This is a genomic window from Nonomuraea sp. NPDC049129 (assembly GCF_040648495.1).
In the GTDB taxonomy this organism is placed as follows: Bacteria; Actinomycetota; Actinomycetes; order Streptosporangiales; family Streptosporangiaceae; genus Nonomuraea.
The window spans coordinates 444,132-461,082 of sequence record NZ_JBEZDU010000001.1; the positions used below are offsets into that span (position 1 = coordinate 444,132).

The window sequence follows — 16,951 nt, forward strand, 5'->3', positions numbered from 1 at the left end:
TCCCTTTAGTGATGTATTGGGCTGTACCTTATGTTCAGCGAAATCCGCTACACAAGTTGCTCTTTGTTCCTGAACAAAGCTTTGTCAGATGGGAGTTCTCGTGGAGGTCGATCCCGCCTGGCTGGGGCAGCAGGTTCGCGAACCGAGCGCGCGTGGCATCGCCACCTCTCTGATCGACCTGATCCGGCAGGGCACGCTGCGGCCCGGCGCGCGGCTGCCCACCGTGCGGAGTCTGGCCCGCGCGCTGGGCGTCAGCCCGAGCACGATCGCCGAAGCCTGGTCTGAACTGCGCAAACACCGGATGATCGGTACGGAGGGCCGCCGGGGAACCGTGGTGCTCGGACCTCCTGGCGTGCCCCACCCGGCGCGCTACGAGCGGATCGGCCACTTCGGCAGCCGGCTGGCGATCGACCTCGCCATCGCGGCGCCGGACCGGGCGCTCCTCCCGCCCCTCGACGCCGCGCTCGCCACGGCCACCTCCGCCGAAGGCTTCAACGGCTACGTCCGCGAGACGATCACCCCGCGCCTGCGGGCCGCGGTCGAACCCACCTGGCCGTTCGCGGCGCAGAGCTGGCTGGCGCTCGGTGGCGGGTACGAGGGGGTCCAGCTGCTCTGCCAGACGACCGCCCTGCCCGGCGACCGCATCGCCATCGAGGAGCCCACCGCGGCCAGGCTGCTCGACATCCTGGAGATGATCGGCGTCGAGGTGGTCCCCGTCGCCTGCGACGAGGACGGGCCCAGCCCGGCCGCGCTCGCCGAAAGCCTGCGCTCCAGCCCGGTGGCGTTCGTCTACCAGCCGCGCGGTCACTCGCCGTGCGGTTACGCGGTGCCCGAGAGCCGCTCCGCCGAGCTGGCCCGGCTCCTCGCCCCCACGAACACCCTCATCGTCGAGGACGACGGGATCGGCGACCTGTCCACCGAGCCGCTGAGCAGCATCGGCACGCGGTTGCCCGACCGGACGGTGCTCGTGCGCTCGTACTCCAAGTCACACGGGCCCGACCTGCGCCTCGCGATCATCGGCGGGGCGGCGGAGGCTGTGGAGCGGGTGCGGGTGCTGCGTAGCTACGGCACCGGCTGGACCAGCAGGATCCTCCAGGACGCGCTGGCCCATCTGCTCACCGATCCGGGCACGCAGTCGATCGTGGAGCAGGCTCGGATCGCGTACGCCCGGCGCCGGGCGAGCCTGGTCACCGCGCTGTCGGCTCGGGGTGTGCACACCGGGGGGCGGGACAGTCTCGTGCTGTGGGTGCCGGTCCATGACGAGTCGGAGGCTCTGGTCACGCTGGCCGCCCACGGCATCTCGGCGGCGCCCGGCAGCCGGTATCGGATCCGGCCTGGTCGGCCGCATCTGCGGCTGGCCATTGCCGCGCTTACCGAGGAGCCTGCTGAGCTGGGCGAACTCGCCGATGTGATCGCCCTGGCCGCCAAGCGACCGGGGGCCGACCGTCATTAGGGCTGTGACGGTCCGTTGTGGCTGGGGTCCCTTGGAGGAATACCCCCTTCGGGGGTGCGGAAGAAGCCGGTCCGTCGGGGCTGAGGACCCTGGAGAGGGACCCCCTCCGGGGGAAACGAAGAGGGTCAGGTCGCGAAGGCGTCCAGGGCGGCCATGACCTGCTTGCGCATGGTGCCGCTGCCGGTGTGGCCCGAGTCGTCCACCACGACCAGCCGGGCGTCGGGCCAGCGTTGGGCCAGGTCCCAGGCGGTCTCCAAGGGTGAGCCCAGGTCGAAGCGGCCGTGGAGGAGGACGCCGGGGATGCCGGCCAGCTTGTGCGCCTCGCGCAGCAGGATGCCCTCCTCCAGCCAGGCGCCGTTGGAGAAGTAGTGGGCGCAGATCCGTACGAAGGCCAGCAGCGCCAGGGGCGGCCGGTCGCTGTAGGCGTTCGGCGAGCCGTTGACCTCCATGGAGATCACCGTGTCCTCCCAGGTCACCCACTCGTGGGCGGCCTTGGCACGGACGGCGGGGTCGGGGTCGGACATGAGCCGCGCGTAGGCGGCCAGCACGTCGCCGTCGCGGTCGGACTCCGGGACGCCCTCGCGGAAGCGCTGCCGCTGCTCGGGGAAGTAGCGGCCGACGCCGTTGTAGAGCCAGTCGATCTCGGAGCGGCGGGTCATGGTGACGCCGCAGATCACCATCTCCGACACCCGCGTGGGGTGCGTCTCGGCGTAGGCGAGCATGAGCGTGGACCCCCACGAGCCGCCGTAGAGCAGCCACCGGTCGACACCGAGGTGCTCCCGCAGCCGTTCCATGTCGGCGATCAGGTGCGGGGTGGTGTTGGTGGACAGATCGGTGGCCGGGTCGCTGGCGTGCGGCAGGCTCCGGCCGCAGTTGCGCTGGTCGAACAGGATGATGCGGTAACGCTCCGGATCGAACCCGCGCCGCTGATTCTCCGAGCAGCCCGAACCAGGGCCGCCGTGGACGACGAGCGCGGGCTTGCCCTCGGGATTTCCGCAGACCTCCCAGTAGACGAGATGGCCGTCGCCGGTGTCGAGATGCCCATGGTCGTAGGGTTCGATCGGAGGATACATAGATCAACGGTACGGCCTGCGCCCGGTGGTGAGCGCAAGCCGTACCGTCTCGGCGGATCAGTACGAGAACGCCTGGAATTCGGCGGCTCGGGCCTGGTCGCGCGCCGGGCTGGCCGTGGCGCAGTCCGTCGAGGAGTTGGGATCGTTGTCCTGCTCACCGGCGTAGAGCGGGTTGCCGGTGCACTGGGTGGTGAGCGTACGGAGCATCAGGTGGGTGGCGGTGGTGGCGGGAACGGTGAACGACTTGATGAGCAGGTTCGCGCCACGGGGACGGGGCAGCGTGGTCTTGAAGGCGTCCGCCGGGCTGGTGTAGATCTTCCGGAAATTGGCCGGGTTCGCGCAGTCCTTGGCGCAGGCGAGCACCTCGAAGGAGCGCAGGGCGGTGAACCGGTTCTGCGCGCCGGGGTCGGCCGGGTCGTTGATGTTGGGTCTGAGCATCGCGCTGACCTGGACTCGGCGGATCTTGACCGGGCTGTCGCCCGCCAGGTCCACCGTGACCGACTTGCCGGCCGGCGCCCCGGTGAGTGAGGCCCAGTTCGTGGCCTCGGTCTCGTCGATCAGCTTGGCCTGGTTGACGCCGTCGCCCGAGGCCACCGCGCCGGCCGTGGCCGAGGCGAGGTTACGTGACAGCGGCAGGGGAAGCGGCAGCTTCGCGCCACCCACCACCGGGAACTTCAGCCGCGTGTGCCCGAACCCGTTGCCCGCCACCACGAAGTCGTAGACGCCGGGCGTCATCTCCACGGTGTCACCGAGCAGCGTCGCGGGGTCGGTGTCGGCGACCGGGACCACCCGTCCCTCGTAGTCGCCCACGTACAGGCGCAGCGCCGCACCCTTCGCCTCGCCCAGCGGCTTGAGCTGCAGCGAGCCGTTCTTGCCTGCCGGGTTGACGAAGCTCGGCGTGGGGTCGGGGTCGTTCGGGCCGACGCTGGCCGCCGTCGCGCCCAGGCCGTGCTCGGCGAACGCGCGCCACATGATGTCCTGGTCCGCGCCGTCGAAGCGCATCGCGTCGGCCGCGAGCAGCGCGTCCCGATGATCGACGTAGCTGACCGCGCCCGAGGCCATCAGCAGCAGGGCGTCGAGGGAGAGCTGCGCCCAGCGCCGGTTGCCCGGGCACTTGGCCAGCGGCGTCTTGCCGTCCGCGCAGGCCCGCTGCTGCTTGGCGGTGCCCTTGCCGTACCGCTTGACGAAGGCGTCGCGCACGTCGAACTGCGTGGCCGACCAGATCTCGCCGTCCGCGTGGACCTGCTGGCCGACGAGGTCGTAGGCGATGTCGCTGTAGTTGAGCGGCGACTTGGACATGTCGTAGTTCCGGATGCCCCGCTCGCGGTCGCCGGTGACATAGCCGCCCGTGACGTACGGGGTCAGGCCGGAGGGCCGGAAGCCGTACTCGAACAGGTACTCCATCGCCATCAGGTCGGAGGTGCTCTCGTTCATCGCGCCGGCCTGCGCGCCGCTCCAGCCGGCGTTCGGGCCGCCGATCATGCGGCCGGAGATGGCGTGGGTGTTCTCGTGGCCGATGACCGACATGTCGTAGTCGCCGTCCACGCACGGGGAGTAGAACGAGCCCGCGATCGGCTGCCACAGGTACATGTTCGTGATCGGCGCCACCCCGTCGGGCCCGGTGATCTGGTTGGCGTTGTCGCGCACGGTCAGATCGCGGGCGCCCGCCTGGGCGTTGCCCTGCTCGGGGTCGTTGCCGAGCCCGCCACGGTCACCGTTGTCCACCTGCATGTTCCACGCCGTCTCGGTGAAGCCGAGCCGGTAGGACCAGTCGTGCATGCGGTTGTGCATGGCGTTCAGGTTGGCGATGGCGGCTTCGAGGTCGTTCTCACCGCTCTGGTCGAAGACCGCCGGGTTGCACTTCGCCTCGTGCCACTGGTTCCGCCACGGGTAGGCGTAGTTCCGGCTCGGCGTGAGCACGTTACTGCGGGTGCCGACCGAGAACGGGTCGGGGTTCGCCCGGTTCTCGACGGTCTTCGCCGCGTTGCCGACGCTGGTGGTGGTGGAGGTGTTCGTGGCGTGGTCGACGTCCCACGCCTTGCCGGTCGGCGGGTCGCCGCCGGTCACGTAGTCGCAGCCGGAGGCCGCCGCGAAGCACCAGGTCTGGCGGGTGTCGGTGGAGGAGTAGTCGTCCGGCGGGTTCGACGGGAAGGCCGACCAGGTCGGGTTGTCCGGGTCGAAGTGCTCGACCAGGTTCTCCCGGACGAGGATCGCGCCGCTGACCGCGTCCACGTGCGTGGTGTATCCGGCCGCCTCGCCCTGACCGCCCATCAGGACGACCTGGTACGCGCTGTGCACCCCGTCGGGCGCCGGCACGGCCACCGCGCTGACCTGCTTGGTCACGGCCGTGGCCAGGTCGATGCCGTCGTCCCTGGCCGCGATCTCCATGGCCCGCTGCGCGGTGATCGTGGCGGCCGGGGGCGCCGCCGTGTCACGCGACAGCGAGGAGGTCACGTGCCTGATCTTGCCGCCGGCCACGCCGATCGCGACCAGGCCGTCCACGCCGGCCGGCAGACCGCCGAAGCGCTGGCGCAGCAGTACGGCATGGCCCGCGCCGATCGGGTTGACCGCGACCTTCTCCAGGGCGTCGACCGACGCGGCGGACAGGCCGAAGACCCGCTCGTTGTTCTTGAGATAAGCGCGCGCGGCCTGCTCCGGGTCGGCGCCCAGCCCTTCGGCCAGCGGCTCGGCGCTGGTGATGGCGGCGGGGGTGCCCAGAACGTTCCAGCGGATCTCGGCCGCCGGTCCCGCGCTGCGGGCGTTGATCCCGACCGGCGGCGGGACTCTGCCTTGCCGGTTGTCCAGGTCGGGCTTGCCGGGCTCGCCCTCCTGAACGCCTTGGACTTGGGGAGCCGTCGCGCCCGGTTCACTCCGGGCGGCTCCGGTGAGGGGTAGAGAGGACGCCGTGATGGCGAAGACGACGACAGTGCTGCGTAACCAGGGTCTGCTCGACACCTTTTCCTCCTGCACATCCTTTTCCTGAACGTCCAGAGGCGCGGGAACTCGTGTCCCGCGCCTCCGCAAGAGTTAACACTGGTTTTATGCGCTGACAAGATCTTGTAAAGCCCGAAATATCGGCGTATGGGGGCATAGGTGGGGGTCCGCGTCAGCGGTTCCCGAGCCGATATGCCCGGCAGGCCGTACCGCCGAAGACGTCCGCGCGCTCCCCCGCCGACAGCCCCGCGCACAGCTCCTCGGCCACCGACACGACCCGCTGGTAATCAGCCGCGAGCAGGCAGACCGGCCAGTCCGACCCGAACATCACCCGCTCCGGCCCGAACGCCGCCAGCACGGTCTCGGCGTAGGGCCGCAGGTCGGCCACCCGCCAGGACGTCCAGTCGGCTTCGGTGACCATCCCGGACAGCTTGCAGTACACGTTCGGGTGTGCGGCCAGCTCCCGGATCCGGCTCGCCCACGGTTCGAGTTCCCCCGAGGCGATGGGCGGCTTGGACAGGTGATCGAGCACGAACGTCAGCTCGGGCAGCGCGGCCACCGTCTCGATGGCCGCGGGCAGCTGGTGCGGCAGCGTGAGCAGGTCGTAGGCCAGACCCGCCGACGCCACGGCGGCCAGCCCACGGCGGACGTCGGGGCGCGTGAGCCAGCCGGGGTCGGGCTCGGCCTGCACGCCGTGGCGGATCGCCACCAGCCCGCCGGGCCGACCTGCCTGGCCTGCCCTGCCTGACCGCCCGCCGGGCAGGTCGGCCAGCGTCTCGGCGACGGCGGGCGCGGTGAGATCGACCCAGCCCACGACCCCCGCCACCAGCTCGGACGCCGCGGCCAAGGCCAGGAACTCCACGGTCTCCGCCAGGTCGGGCAGCACCTGCACCAGCACGGTCCCGCCCACTCCCGCCGCGGCCGCGTGCTCGGCGAGCCGGTCGAGGGTGAACGTGCGGCGGATCGGCGCCAGCTTCTCGGCATCGAGCCAGCCGTGGGCCCGAACCCCGAGGTCCCAGACGTGGTGGTGCGCGTCTATCCGAGGTACCTCTATGCGCGGCGCGTCGGTGCGAGGCGCGTCCACCCCAGACGCAGGCGCGTCCATGCTGGTCATCGCGGCGGCTCGGTGGCGAGTACCAGGCGGAACCAGCTCTCGGTCGTGCTGACGTGCATCAGCGCCGCCGCCTGGGCCAGCGGGGCGTCTCGTGCGGCGAGGGCGTCGTAGATCGCCTGGTGCTCGGCCAGCGTACGGTCCGCGCTGCCCGACACCACGCTCCCGCGCCACACCCGCATCCGCGTCGTCCGGCCGGAGATGCCGTCGAGCAGCGTGCACAGCGTCTCGTTGCCGGTCGCGGCCACGACCGCGCGGTGGAAGGCGGCGTCGAAGTGGTTGAGCTTCTCCACGTCGCCGCTGACCTCCCGCATGGCCGCCAGCTGCTCTTCGATGACCGCCAGCTGGGCGTCGGACACCCGGGTGGCGGCCAGCGCCGTGGCGACCGGCTCGAACAGCCGCCGGGTCTCGATGACCTCCATGAGTGTGTCGTCACGCAGCAGCTCGATGGCGATCCCGAGCCCTTCGAGCAGGAGCGCCGGCTCCAGGCTGGTGACGTACGTGCCGTCGCCCCTGCGCACGTCGAGGACGCGCGCGACGACCAGCGCCTTGACGGCCTCGCGCAGTGGGTTGCGCGAGACGCCGAGCTGGGCGGCGAGCTGCGGTTCTGGCGGCAGCCGCGAGCCGGGCGGCAGGTCTCCGGACTGGATGAGCTGCCGGATCCGGGCGATGGCCTCGTCTGTCAGGGACATCTGATCCTCTCGTTCGCCAGCTGGAATCTAACAAACGTCCTATGTTCTGGCCAGCCCTATGCGCCGGACGTGGGGAACTAGACAGCGGACGATGATCGAGCGTACTAATACATCCCACGTCCGCCTTGGCCCATCCGCGTTAACCACCGCGCAACAACCTCCGCGAAAGCGAAACAAGAGGAGTATTGGTGACCCACGGCTACACACGCAGGGGCGTGCTCACGACCGGGCTGGGAGCCGCCGCCGGATCCCTGCTCACGAGCGGCATCGCCGCAGAACCCGCGCGGGCCGAGCCGTCCGCGCGGGACAACCCCCTCACTCTCTGGTACGGCAAGCCCGCCGCCGCCTGGCTGGAGGCGTTGCCGGTCGGCTGCGGGCGGCTCGGCGCCATGGTCTTCGGCGGCGTGGCGACCGAACGTCTCCAGCTCAACGAGGACAGCATCTGGGCCGGTGGCCCGCACAATTACGACAGCCCCGAGGCGCTGGCCGCCCTCCCGCAGATCAGGCAGCTGGTCTGGGAGGACAAGTGGCAGGCGGCACAGAACCTGGCCGACCAGAAGTTCCTCGGCCGGCCCAGCGAGCAGGCCCCGTACCAGGTGCTCGGCGACCTCACGCTGACGTTCCCGGGGTCGGCGGAGTTCACCGAATACCGCCGCGAGCTCGACCTGACCCGCGCCGTCACCACGGTCACCTACGTCCGCGACGGCGTCCGCCACACGCGCGAGGTCTTCGCCAGCAATCCCGACCAGCTCATCGTCGTCCGTCACACGGCCGACAAACCGGGCGCGGTGTCGTTCCAGGCGGCCTTCTCCAGCGCGCAGAGCTCCACGACGGCCGCGGCCGGCCGGGCCACGATCGCGCTCGACGGGGTCAGCGGCGACACCCAGGGCATGAAGGGCGAGGTGCGCTTCCAGGCCCTGGCCAGGGCCGAGGCGAAGGGCGGCACGGTCCGCACCGACGGCGGCACGCTGGTGGTGGAGGGCGCCGACGAGGTCACGCTGCTGATCTCCATGGGCTCCAGTTACCGGAACTTCAAGGACGTCGGCGGCGACCCGGCCCAGGTGGCGGAGCGGCATCTGAAGCGGGCGAGCGGGCGGCCGTACGAGGTGCTGGCGCACCGGCACGTACGGGACTATCAGCGGTTGTTCGGGCGGGTGGCGATCGACCTGGGCACCTCGGAAGCGGTCGCGCTGCCGACCGACGAGCGCATCGCCCGCAAGCAGCTCGACACCGACCCGCAGCTCGCGGCGCTGTACTTCCAGTACGGCCGCTACCTGCTGATCTCCAGCTCCCGCTCCCCCGGCTACGCGGCCAATCTGCAGGGCATCTGGAACGACTCGCTCACCCCCGCGTGGGAGTCGAAGTACACCATCAACATCAACTGCGAGATGAACTACTGGCCGGCCGCGCCCGCCAACCTCACCGAGTGCATGGAGCCGCTGTTCGACCTGATCAAGGACCTGGCCGAGTCGGGGGCCAAGACTGCCAAGACGCAGTACGGCGCGGGTGGCTGGGTGGCCCACCACAACACCGACGGCTGGCGCGGCACCGCGCCCGTCGACTTCGCCTTCTACGGTGTGTGGCCGAGCGGCGGCGCCTGGCTCTGCCTGACGATGTGGGAGCACTACCTGTACACGGGCGACGAGCGGCGGCTGCGCGAGCACTTTCCGCTGATCAAGGGCTCGGTCCAGTTCTTCCTGGACACGCTGCAGACCGACCCCAGAACCGGCTACCTGGTGACCAACCCCTCGCACTCCCCCGAGGTCGGCCACCACGAGGACGGCGGCGAGAACGTCAGCATCTGCGCCGGTCCGACCATGGACATGCAGATCCTGCGTGACCTGTTCGGCGCCTTCGAGGAGGCCTCGACGATCCTGCGGCTGGAGGAGGGGATGCGGGAGCAGGTGAAGCAGGCCCGCTCCCGGCTGGTGCCCACCCAGGTGGGTCACCTCGGCCAGATCCAGGAGTGGCAGGAGGACTACCGGGGCGACGCCGCGTTGTCGCGCAGCCGGCACATCTCCCACCTGTGGGGCCTGTTCCCGAGCCACCAGATCGACCCGCGCCTGTCCCCCGAGCTGGCCACGGCCGCCCGCCGGACGCTGGAGCTGCGGGGGGAGGCGGGCGCGGGCTGGTCGCTGGCCTGGAAGATCAACTTCTGGGCGCGGCTGCTGGACGCGCCCGAGGCGTACAAGCGGCTGAGCAACCTGTTGCTGCCCGCCCGGACCGCGCCCAACATGTTCGACCTGCATCCGCCGTTCCAGATCGACGGCAACTTCGGCGGGACCTCGGGGATCACCGAGATGCTGCTGCAGAGCCACGGCGACCAGGTGCACCTGCTGCCCGCGCTGCCCTCGGTCTGGCCGGCCGGGTCGTTCCGCGGGCTGCGGGCCCGAGGCGGCTTCGAGATCGATCTGGAGTGGGCCGGCGGGGCCGTACTGCGCGGGAAGATCCGCTCGGATCTGGGACGGAAGCTCACGCTGCGCACCGCGAAGGAGGTCACGGTGACCGAGCACGGCAGGCCGGTCAAGGCCGAACGGCCGGAGCCGGGGGTGATCGTCTTCGACACCCGGCGCGGCGGGGTCTACGAGGTGGTTACGTCCGCCTGACCAGGCCGGGTGCGGGGCGGGGTGCGGGACGCCTCGCCCCTGGCGTGGGCGGCGAACAGGCGGGCCGCCTCGTCCGGGTCGCCGGAGGCCAGCGCCGCCAGCAGGTCGTCGTGGTGGCCCGCCATCGCGCCCCAGTCACCGCCGTAGAGCGGGTTGCCGACCACGTGCAGGCTCCACAGGTTGGACTCGATGGTCCGCCACAGGCGCAGCAGGAAGGAGTTGCCACAGGCGGCGCAGACGCGCCGGTGGAAGGCCAGGTCGGCGTCCCGGAAGGCGCCGATGTCGCCGTCGCCCGCCGCCCGCCGCATCGCCTGCACGTCGGCGGCCAGCTGCCGCAGCGTCTCGGGCCGGACGCGGGTGGCGGCCTCGCGGGCGGCGTACTCCTCCAGCAGCACCCGGATGTCGCGGACCTCGCGGGCCTGCTCGTCGGAGATCTCCGCGACGTAGCTGCCCCGGTTGGGATAGGAGATGACCAGGCCCTCGTGCGCCAGCCGCTTGATCGCCTCCCTGGCCGGGGCCTGGCTGGTGCCGACCCGGCGGGCGATCTCCGACTCCACCAGCCGCTGCCCCGCCACCAGCTCGCCGGCGACGATCCAGCCGCGCAGCAGCTCGTAGACCCGGTCGGACAGCAGTTCCCTGGGCACCTGCCGGGCCGCGGGCGGCGCGACCTGCTGCTCCTGCCAGATGCGCGCCACCGTGGACTGCGAGAGGCCGAGCTGCCTGGCCATCGTGCGCGTCGAAGGGACGGCCGGCCCGGTGGCCGCGGCCGCGATCACCCGTTCGGCCTCCCGCCGCTCCGCGGTGCGCGGGCGGCCGGGGCGCGGGGCGTCGGCCAGGCCGTCGAGGCCGCGTTCGACGAAGCGGTCGCGCCACTTGGCCACGGTCGCGGGGCTCACCGCCAGCCGCGCCGCGATCTCGTTGCGGGGCAGGCCCTCGGCGCACGCGAGCACGATGCGACTGCGCAGGCTCAGGCTTTCACCGGCCCCCTCCGCCCACGCCCGCAGGGCGTCCAGCTCCTCCGCGCCCAGCACCAGCCGCTTGCCGTCCTCGCGTCCAGCCATCCGCCCATCCTAACGTATTTATGACTCAGGCAATCCGCTCGCAACCTATTTACGTGGCTCTTGACGAGCATATGTCACCTACGTATTAAATAATCGTTAATCGAGTGACGACCCATTAAAAGGCGTCTCCCCTGGAGGTGCGATGCGCTCCCCACGTCCAACCCACGCCCTGACCGCTCTCGGCGGCCTGCTCCTGCTCGCCGGCTGCGGCGGGGGCGGCTTCGCCGGCGGCTCGCCGGCGCAGCAGAGCGAGGGGGGCCAGGTCACCGTACGGATGCTGGTCAACATCACCCCGAACCTCACCCAGGCGTACTGGGACGGGCTGGTCAAGCCGTTCGAGCAGGCCAATCCCGGCATCGACGTCAAGATCGAGGCGCCGACCGGCAAGGGCGTGGCCGATACGCTGCCCCAGCAACTCGCCGCGGGCAACGCCCCCGACGTGGTCGAGACGCTGACGGCCGACGAGACGCTCTCCAAGCAGATGCTCGACCTGACCGACCAGCCGTGGGCGAAGGACACGCCGCTGGTCAAGGAGGCGAGCCTGAACGGCAAGGTCTACACGGTCGGCGTCGGCGTACAGGCGCAGTCGCTGGTCTTCTACAACAAGGCCACGTTCGAGAAGGCCGGGATCGACAAGCCGCCGACCACGCTCGACGAGTTCGACACGGTCATGGGCAAGCTCAAGGCGGCCGGGACGCTGCCGCTGCAGACCGGCGGCGAGTTCCTGACCGGGCTCCAGCTGCTGCAGCTGTCCAGCCCGTCGCGCGCCCAGGCCCACCCCACCTGGCAGCAGGACATCAAGGCGGGCAAGCTCAAGGCGGGCGAGTCGCTGCTGCCGTTCCTGGAGCGCTACCGCACCTGGATCGACAAGGGCTACGTCGACAAGAACGCCCTGGGCATGAAGTACGCCGACGCCGAGACCGCCTTCCTGTCCGGCAAGTCGGCGATGTACGTCATGGGCAGCTGGTTCACCGCCGCCGAGGCCAAGTCCAAGAAGGACTTCGAAGTCGGCGTCTTCCCCGCCCCGGTCGACAAGGGCCTGAGCTACCCGGGCCCCCAGGGCGCCACGATGGCGGCCCCGTACATGATCCTCAAGTCCACCCCGCAGAAGGACGCGGCGGTCAAGCTGGTGAAGTGGCTCGTCACCGACCCGGCGGCGGTCAAGAGCCAGCTCAAGCAGGACGGCAACTTCCGCAGCGGCGTGGAGCGCGAGTTCACCCCGCTGGAGAAGCAGGTGCAGCAGATCCTCGACGGCGCCCCCTCCGGGGTCCCGCAGGGTGAGGGGTACGGGGACGCGACCCTGCCCAAGGGCTTCAACGCCGCCTGGAACACCGAGGTCCAGGGCCTGTACGTGGGCAAGTCGCCCAAGGAAGTGGCCGAGGGCGTGGACCGCTGGCTGGCCGGCCGTTCATGACGCTCACCCAAGAAGCACCCGTCGTCACCACCACGGTCGTGCGGCGCAAGCCCAGGAACCGCGACGGATGGGCCACCGCGATCATGGTCGCCCCCGCCACCGTCCTCTACATCGTGATGCTGATCGTCCCGGTCGGCCTGGCCCTCTATCTGAGCCTGACCGACTGGGACGGCTTCAGCGCCAACCCCGCCTTCGTCGGCGCCGCCAACTACGTCGACCTCCTGGACGACCCCGAGCTGCGCCGCGCCGCCCTGGTCACCCTGCTGGTCGCGGCGGCGGGCACGGCCGGGCTCAACCTCCTGGGCCTCGGCTTCGCCCTCCTGGTGAACGGCGTCTCCAGGGCGAACACGTTCTTCCGGATCGTGCTGTTCTACCCGCACGTGCTCAGCGCCCTCGTGGTCGGCTTCCTCTGGTCGGCGATCCTCGGCACCACCGGCGCGGTCAACAACCTGGTGACCACCTGGGGCGGCGAGGTGCTGCCGTTCCTGTCCGATCCGACGTGGGCCACGATCACCATGATCGCGGTGCTGGTGTGGGCGGGGTTCGGCGTCAACGTGGTGCTGTACCTGGCCGGACTGCAGGCCGTACCGCACTCGCTGATCGAGGCGGCGCGCATCGACGGCGCGACCCGCCTCCAGGTGTTCAGGAACGTGACGCTGCCCGCCCTGGGCCCGTCCGTGACGGTCAACATCGTGCTGTCGCTGGTGACGCTGCTCAAGACGTACGACCTGGTGGTGTCACTGACGGCGGGCGGCCCGGCCGGTCAGACGCAGACCGTCGCCTACCTCATCCTGTGGAACTCCTTCCACGACGCCCGCCTCGGCTTCGGCTCGGCCCAGTCGGTGCTGCTCATGCTGGTGACGGCGGCGCTGGCGTTCGTGGTGACCCGGCTGCGCAGGCGCGGCGAGCTGGCGGTGCACCAGTGAGAAAGCCCTTCCTCTGGGCGACCGTCGCCTTCATGCTCATCCCCCTGTACGTGCTGACCGTCAACGCGTTCAAGGGTCAGCAGGACATCCTGGGCAACCCGTTCGGCCTGGGGGGCCTCACGCTGGAGCCTCTGGGCAGGGCACTGACGAACCCGCAGTTCAACGTGGTCAAGGGGTACGCGGTCACGCTGCTGTTCGTGGTGGCGGTCAACCTGCTCTCGGTGGTGCTGGCCGCGCCCGCGGCCTACGTGATCGCGCGCAGCCCGAAGCGCCGCTTCCGGGTGCTGATGCTGTTCTTCCTGGCCGGGACGTTCATCCCGGGCCAGGTGCTGGTCATCCCCGTCGTGTACGTGCTCAAGACGCTCGGGCTGATGGGGACGATCCGCGGGTTCGTGCTGTTCGAGACCGTGCTCACGCTGCCGTTCTCGATCTTCCTGTACGCCGGTTACATCGCCACCGTCCCCGCCGTGCTCGACCAGGCGGCGGCGGTGGACGGGGCCGGGCGGCTGCGGACGTTCTGGCAGATCGTCTTCCCGCTGATGCGGCCCGCGGTCGCCACGATGGTCATCCTCAACACCTTCTCGGTGTGGAACGACTTCGTGAACCCGCAGATCATCCTGGGCCCCGGCAGCGGCCTGTACACGGTGACCACCGGCGTCTACGCGGCGGTCAGCCAGTACTCCACCGACTACACGGTGGTCTTCCCGACACTGCTGCTGGCCATCGCCCCGCTCCTGGTCTTCTTCGTCTTCATGCAACGGCACATCATCAGCGGCCTCACCGCCGGGGCCACGAAAGGTTGACATGCGGGAGATCACCGCGACTGTCCCTCTTGGCGCGCCGCCCGCCTGGGCGGTGCTCGAACGCCGGCTGTTCGACGCCCTCGACGAGGCGTGGCGGGCCTTCGCCGCCCGCTACTGCGGGCCCGACGGACGGCTCATCTACCACGGCACCACCGAGGACCGGGACGGCGCCGACGACTTCTACGAGGCGTTCTTCAACTGGCCGGCGCTCTACCAGCTCGGCGGCGCCGACGACCTGCTCGACGCGGCCAAGCACCACTGGGAGGGCGTGACCGCGCAGCTCACCGAGCTGGGTTACCTGGTGGACGAGTTCGAGCGCGGTTACGACTGGTTCCACCAGGGCGAGTCGCTGCTGCTGTTCTATGGCATCTGCGCCGCAGACCCGCGCGACGAGCGCTACCGCGAGCGGGCCCGGCGGTTCGCCGAGCTCTACCTGCCCGGCTCGGCCAACTACGACGCCGATCTCGACCTCATCCGGGCTCCGCACAACGGCGCGGGCGGCCCCCGCTACGGCATGCAGCGGGAGTGGGCCTCCTACCACGCGGGCCTGACCAGCATGCGACCGTACGGCCTGCCGCTGCGCGACCTGCCCGGGATCACGACCTGGGCGGACCTGGCCGACCCCGGCAACGCCGCCCGCATGGGCGCCGCGATGAGCGAGCGGATCGGCCGCGGCGACGTGGCGGTCAACCTGGCCGCCACCAGCCTGGCCGTCAACGCCTGGCTGTACGACGGCGACGACCGCTACCGCGACTGGGCACTGCGCTACATCGGCGCCTGGCAGGAGCGGGCCACCGCCAACGACGGCGTACTCCCCGACAACGTCGGCCCGTCGGGCAAGGTCGGCGAGCTGCACGGCGGCCGGTGGTACGGCGGCAACTACGGCTGGCAGTGGCCGCACGGCCTCTACAGCGTCGGCGCCGCCGCGGCCGTCGCCGCCGTCAACGCCCACCTGCTGACCGGCGACGACGCCACGCTCGCCATCGGCCGCGACCCCCTGGAGAGCGTGTACGCCCACGCCAGGCAGGCGAGCGTGACCGGCACGGAGATGAGCACCAGCGACCGCTGGCTGGCCGAGCTGGGCGAGGAGGCCGGGCAGCCGACCATGCTGGTGCCCAACCGGCACGACGACGGCGGCTGGTTCGACTTCCAGCCGCCGCAGCTCGGCCTGCCCGTCTGGCTGTGGCAGGCGAGCCGGTCCGCCGAGGACGCCGACCGGCTGGACCGGCTGCGCGCGGCCTCGGGCTATGACTGGACCACGGTGCACCCGTTCCGCAACAAGGAGGAGGCCGGGCACGAGGCACCCTGGCTGGAGTACCTGCGCGGCGCCAACCCCGGCTTCCCCGAGGCCATGCTGGCCACCGCGCTCGGCCAGGTGCAGCGGCGGATGGCGCTCATCGACGCCGACCACGCCGACCTGGCCACCGTCCACGTGCACCACTGGCAGCGGCTCAACCCGGTGCTCACCGAGGCGCTGCTGCAGCTGGTCACGGGCACGCCGCAGGTCCTCTACAACGGCGGGCTGCTGCCGACGCGGCTGGCCTACTTCGACGCCGACCGCCACCGCCCCGGCCTGCCCGCCGACGTGGCCGCGCTGGTCGACTCGGTACGTCCCGACGGCGTCCGCGTCGAGCTGGTGAACCTCGGGCTGAGCCGGACCCGCCGGGTCGTGGTGCAGGCGGGCGCGTTCGGCGAGCACGACATCGACCGGGCGGTGGTGACCGGGGCCGAGCCCGGCTATCCGGGCGATCCGCGCGCCTACACCGCGCCCCCGATCAGTGAGGCCGAGCGGGAGGTGGCGGTGGGCGGTCCGCGGCTGCTGGTGGAGCTGCCGCCCGGGCGCCGCATCCGGCTCGACCTGCACACGACGGCGCGCGTCCGCACCCCGTCGCACCAGCACTACTGACCCGCACCTCTCGCCGTATCAAGCCTCTCGCCGTATCGAGACCGAGGCCGGGCCCATCCCCGGGCCCTACCGAGTCACGGGCCCCACCCCGAGCCGCACCGAGCCCTATCGAGTCACGGGCCCTACCCCGAGCCGCACCGAGCCCTATCGAGTCACGGGCCCTACCCCGAGCCACACCGAGCCCTTCTACCGAGGAGTTTCATGGACGACCCCATCTGGGACCTTCCCGTTCGCGGGCCGCTGCCCGCCGAACCCGATCCCGCCCTCGTGGCCGGGCTGTCCCGGATCAGCTCGGCCACCGCCTGCGCGAAACTGCACGCCCAGGGCATCCGGCGGACCTTCGTCGAGGGACCGCTCCCGCTGGCGCGGGGGCAGAAGATCGCCGGCCGGGTCCGGACGCTGCAGTTCATGCCGCAACGCGAGGACATCGCTTCGGGCCTCGGCCAGGAGTACGTCGAGCGGCACACCGCGCTGTGGGCGGTCCTGGAGGAGGTGCGGCCCGGCGACGTGCTCGTCGTCCAGGCGTACGGCAGCGCCTACACCGGCTGCTTCGGCGACATGCTGGTCCGCTACTTCAAGCGCAAGGGCGGCGCGGGCATCGTCGTGGACGGCCGCATCAGGGACCTGCCCCGGGTCGCCGAGCTGGACGTGCCGATCTGGTCCACGGGCGCGACCCCGCACTACGCCTCGCAGGCGGAGCTGTTCCCGTGGGCCTATGACGTGCCGGTCGCCGTCGGCGGGGCGCTCGCGCTCCCCGGTGACCTGCTCGTCGCCGACGACGACGGCGCCGTGGTGGTACCGCGCCGCCGGGCCGAGTCGGTGATCGAAGCCGCCGCCGAACACGAGCAGTGGGAGCGCTACAGCCGCGCCCGCATCGAGGACGGCGGCGCCCTTTCGGACTACTACCCCCTAACCCCCCAAACCCGCGCCGAGTACGAGCAGTGGCGGGAAGCAAAGGAGAGCCAGTGATCC

Annotated in this window: 12 protein-coding genes; 7 read left to right on the plus strand and 5 right to left on the minus strand. The window is 71.0% G+C overall.

Going from position 1 to position 16,951, the window contains the following annotated elements:
- Positions 1-88 precede the first annotated feature (88 nt).
- Entirely contained in the window at positions 89-1,453 is a 1,365-nt protein-coding gene (locus tag AB0B64_RS01905; protein WP_358173859.1) for an aminotransferase class I/II-fold pyridoxal phosphate-dependent enzyme, read from the plus strand.
- Positions 1,454-1,578: 125 nt separating this feature from the next.
- Here AB0B64_RS01905 and pip read toward each other — a convergent pair whose 3' ends face one another.
- The 4 genes from pip to AB0B64_RS01925 form a co-directional block, all read right to left on the minus strand.
- Positions 1,579-2,526 carry a prolyl aminopeptidase gene (pip, locus tag AB0B64_RS01910; protein ID WP_358173862.1) on the minus strand — a complete coding sequence of 316 codons (948 nt, stop codon included), beginning with the start codon at positions 2,524-2,526 and terminating at the stop codon, positions 1,579-1,581.
- A gap of 57 nt (positions 2,527-2,583) precedes the next feature.
- A complete protein-coding gene (locus AB0B64_RS01915; RefSeq protein ID WP_358173865.1) occupies positions 2,584-5,481 on the minus strand; it encodes a M36 family metallopeptidase in 2,898 nt (965 codons plus the stop codon).
- Between the two features lie 151 nt (positions 5,482-5,632).
- Positions 5,633-6,565, minus strand: a complete 933-nt coding sequence (locus AB0B64_RS01920) for an amidohydrolase family protein (RefSeq protein ID WP_358173868.1) — start codon at positions 6,563-6,565, stop codon at positions 5,633-5,635.
- Between the two features lie 5 nt (positions 6,566-6,570).
- Complete coding sequence (locus AB0B64_RS01925; protein ID WP_358173871.1) at positions 6,571-7,263, minus strand: FadR/GntR family transcriptional regulator; 693 nt, start codon at positions 7,261-7,263, stop codon at positions 6,571-6,573.
- Positions 7,264-7,451: 188 nt separating this feature from the next.
- Here AB0B64_RS01925 and AB0B64_RS01930 point away from each other — a divergent pair, with 188 nt between their 5' ends.
- A complete protein-coding gene (locus tag AB0B64_RS01930) occupies positions 7,452-9,869 on the plus strand; it encodes a glycoside hydrolase family 95 protein (protein WP_358173874.1) in 2,418 nt (805 codons plus the stop codon).
- Here the strand turns inward: AB0B64_RS01930 and AB0B64_RS01935 are convergent.
- Entirely contained in the window at positions 9,845-10,930 is a 1,086-nt protein-coding gene (locus tag AB0B64_RS01935) for an FCD domain-containing protein (RefSeq protein ID WP_357948008.1), read from the minus strand. The genes AB0B64_RS01930 and AB0B64_RS01935 overlap by 25 nt on opposite strands.
- Before the next feature lie 142 nt (positions 10,931-11,072).
- Here AB0B64_RS01935 and AB0B64_RS01940 point away from each other — a divergent pair, with 142 nt between their 5' ends.
- From AB0B64_RS01940 to AB0B64_RS01960, 5 genes are all read left to right on the plus strand, one after another.
- Entirely contained in the window at positions 11,073-12,344 is a 1,272-nt protein-coding gene (locus tag AB0B64_RS01940; RefSeq protein WP_357948006.1) for an extracellular solute-binding protein, read from the plus strand.
- On the plus strand, positions 12,341-13,270 hold the full coding sequence (locus tag AB0B64_RS01945; protein ID WP_358173877.1) for a sugar ABC transporter permease: 930 nt from the start codon (positions 12,341-12,343) through the stop codon (positions 13,268-13,270). The genes AB0B64_RS01940 and AB0B64_RS01945 overlap by 4 nt, the downstream gene beginning before the upstream one ends.
- Positions 13,267-14,073, plus strand: coding sequence for a carbohydrate ABC transporter permease (locus AB0B64_RS01950; RefSeq protein WP_357948001.1), 807 nt, complete (start codon positions 13,267-13,269; stop codon positions 14,071-14,073). Before AB0B64_RS01945 ends, AB0B64_RS01950 begins: the two co-directional genes overlap by 4 nt.
- A 1-nt stretch (position 14,074) precedes the next feature.
- Positions 14,075-15,979 (plus strand): hypothetical protein, encoded by a 1,905-nt coding sequence (locus tag AB0B64_RS01955; RefSeq protein ID WP_358173880.1) that lies wholly within the window; start codon positions 14,075-14,077, stop codon positions 15,977-15,979.
- Positions 15,980-16,180: 201 nt separating this feature from the next.
- Positions 16,181-16,948 (plus strand): hypothetical protein, encoded by a 768-nt coding sequence (locus AB0B64_RS01960; RefSeq protein WP_357947995.1) that lies wholly within the window; start codon positions 16,181-16,183, stop codon positions 16,946-16,948.
- Positions 16,949-16,951: the final 3 nt, after the last annotated feature.

Coding starts and splice junctions, on each gene's coding strand:
- AB0B64_RS01905 (WP_358173859.1), top strand. CDS start 89: ATGGGAGTTCTCGTGGAGGTCGATCCCGCCTGGCTGGGGCAGCAGGTT.
- pip (WP_358173862.1), bottom strand. CDS start 2,526: ATGTATCCTCCGATCGAACCCTACGACCATGGGCATCTCGACACCGGC.
- AB0B64_RS01920 (WP_358173868.1), bottom strand. CDS start 6,565: ATGGACGCGCCTGCGTCTGGGGTGGACGCGCCTCGCACCGACGCGCCG.
- AB0B64_RS01925 (WP_358173871.1), bottom strand. CDS start 7,263: ATGTCCCTGACAGACGAGGCCATCGCCCGGATCCGGCAGCTCATCCAG.
- AB0B64_RS01935 (WP_357948008.1), bottom strand. CDS start 10,930: ATGGCTGGACGCGAGGACGGCAAGCGGCTGGTGCTGGGCGCGGAGGAG.
- AB0B64_RS01940 (WP_357948006.1), top strand. CDS start 11,073: ATGCGCTCCCCACGTCCAACCCACGCCCTGACCGCTCTCGGCGGCCTG.
- AB0B64_RS01945 (WP_358173877.1), top strand. CDS start 12,341: ATGACGCTCACCCAAGAAGCACCCGTCGTCACCACCACGGTCGTGCGG.
- AB0B64_RS01955 (WP_358173880.1), top strand. CDS start 14,075: ATGCGGGAGATCACCGCGACTGTCCCTCTTGGCGCGCCGCCCGCCTGG.
- AB0B64_RS01960 (WP_357947995.1), top strand. CDS start 16,181: ATGGACGACCCCATCTGGGACCTTCCCGTTCGCGGGCCGCTGCCCGCC.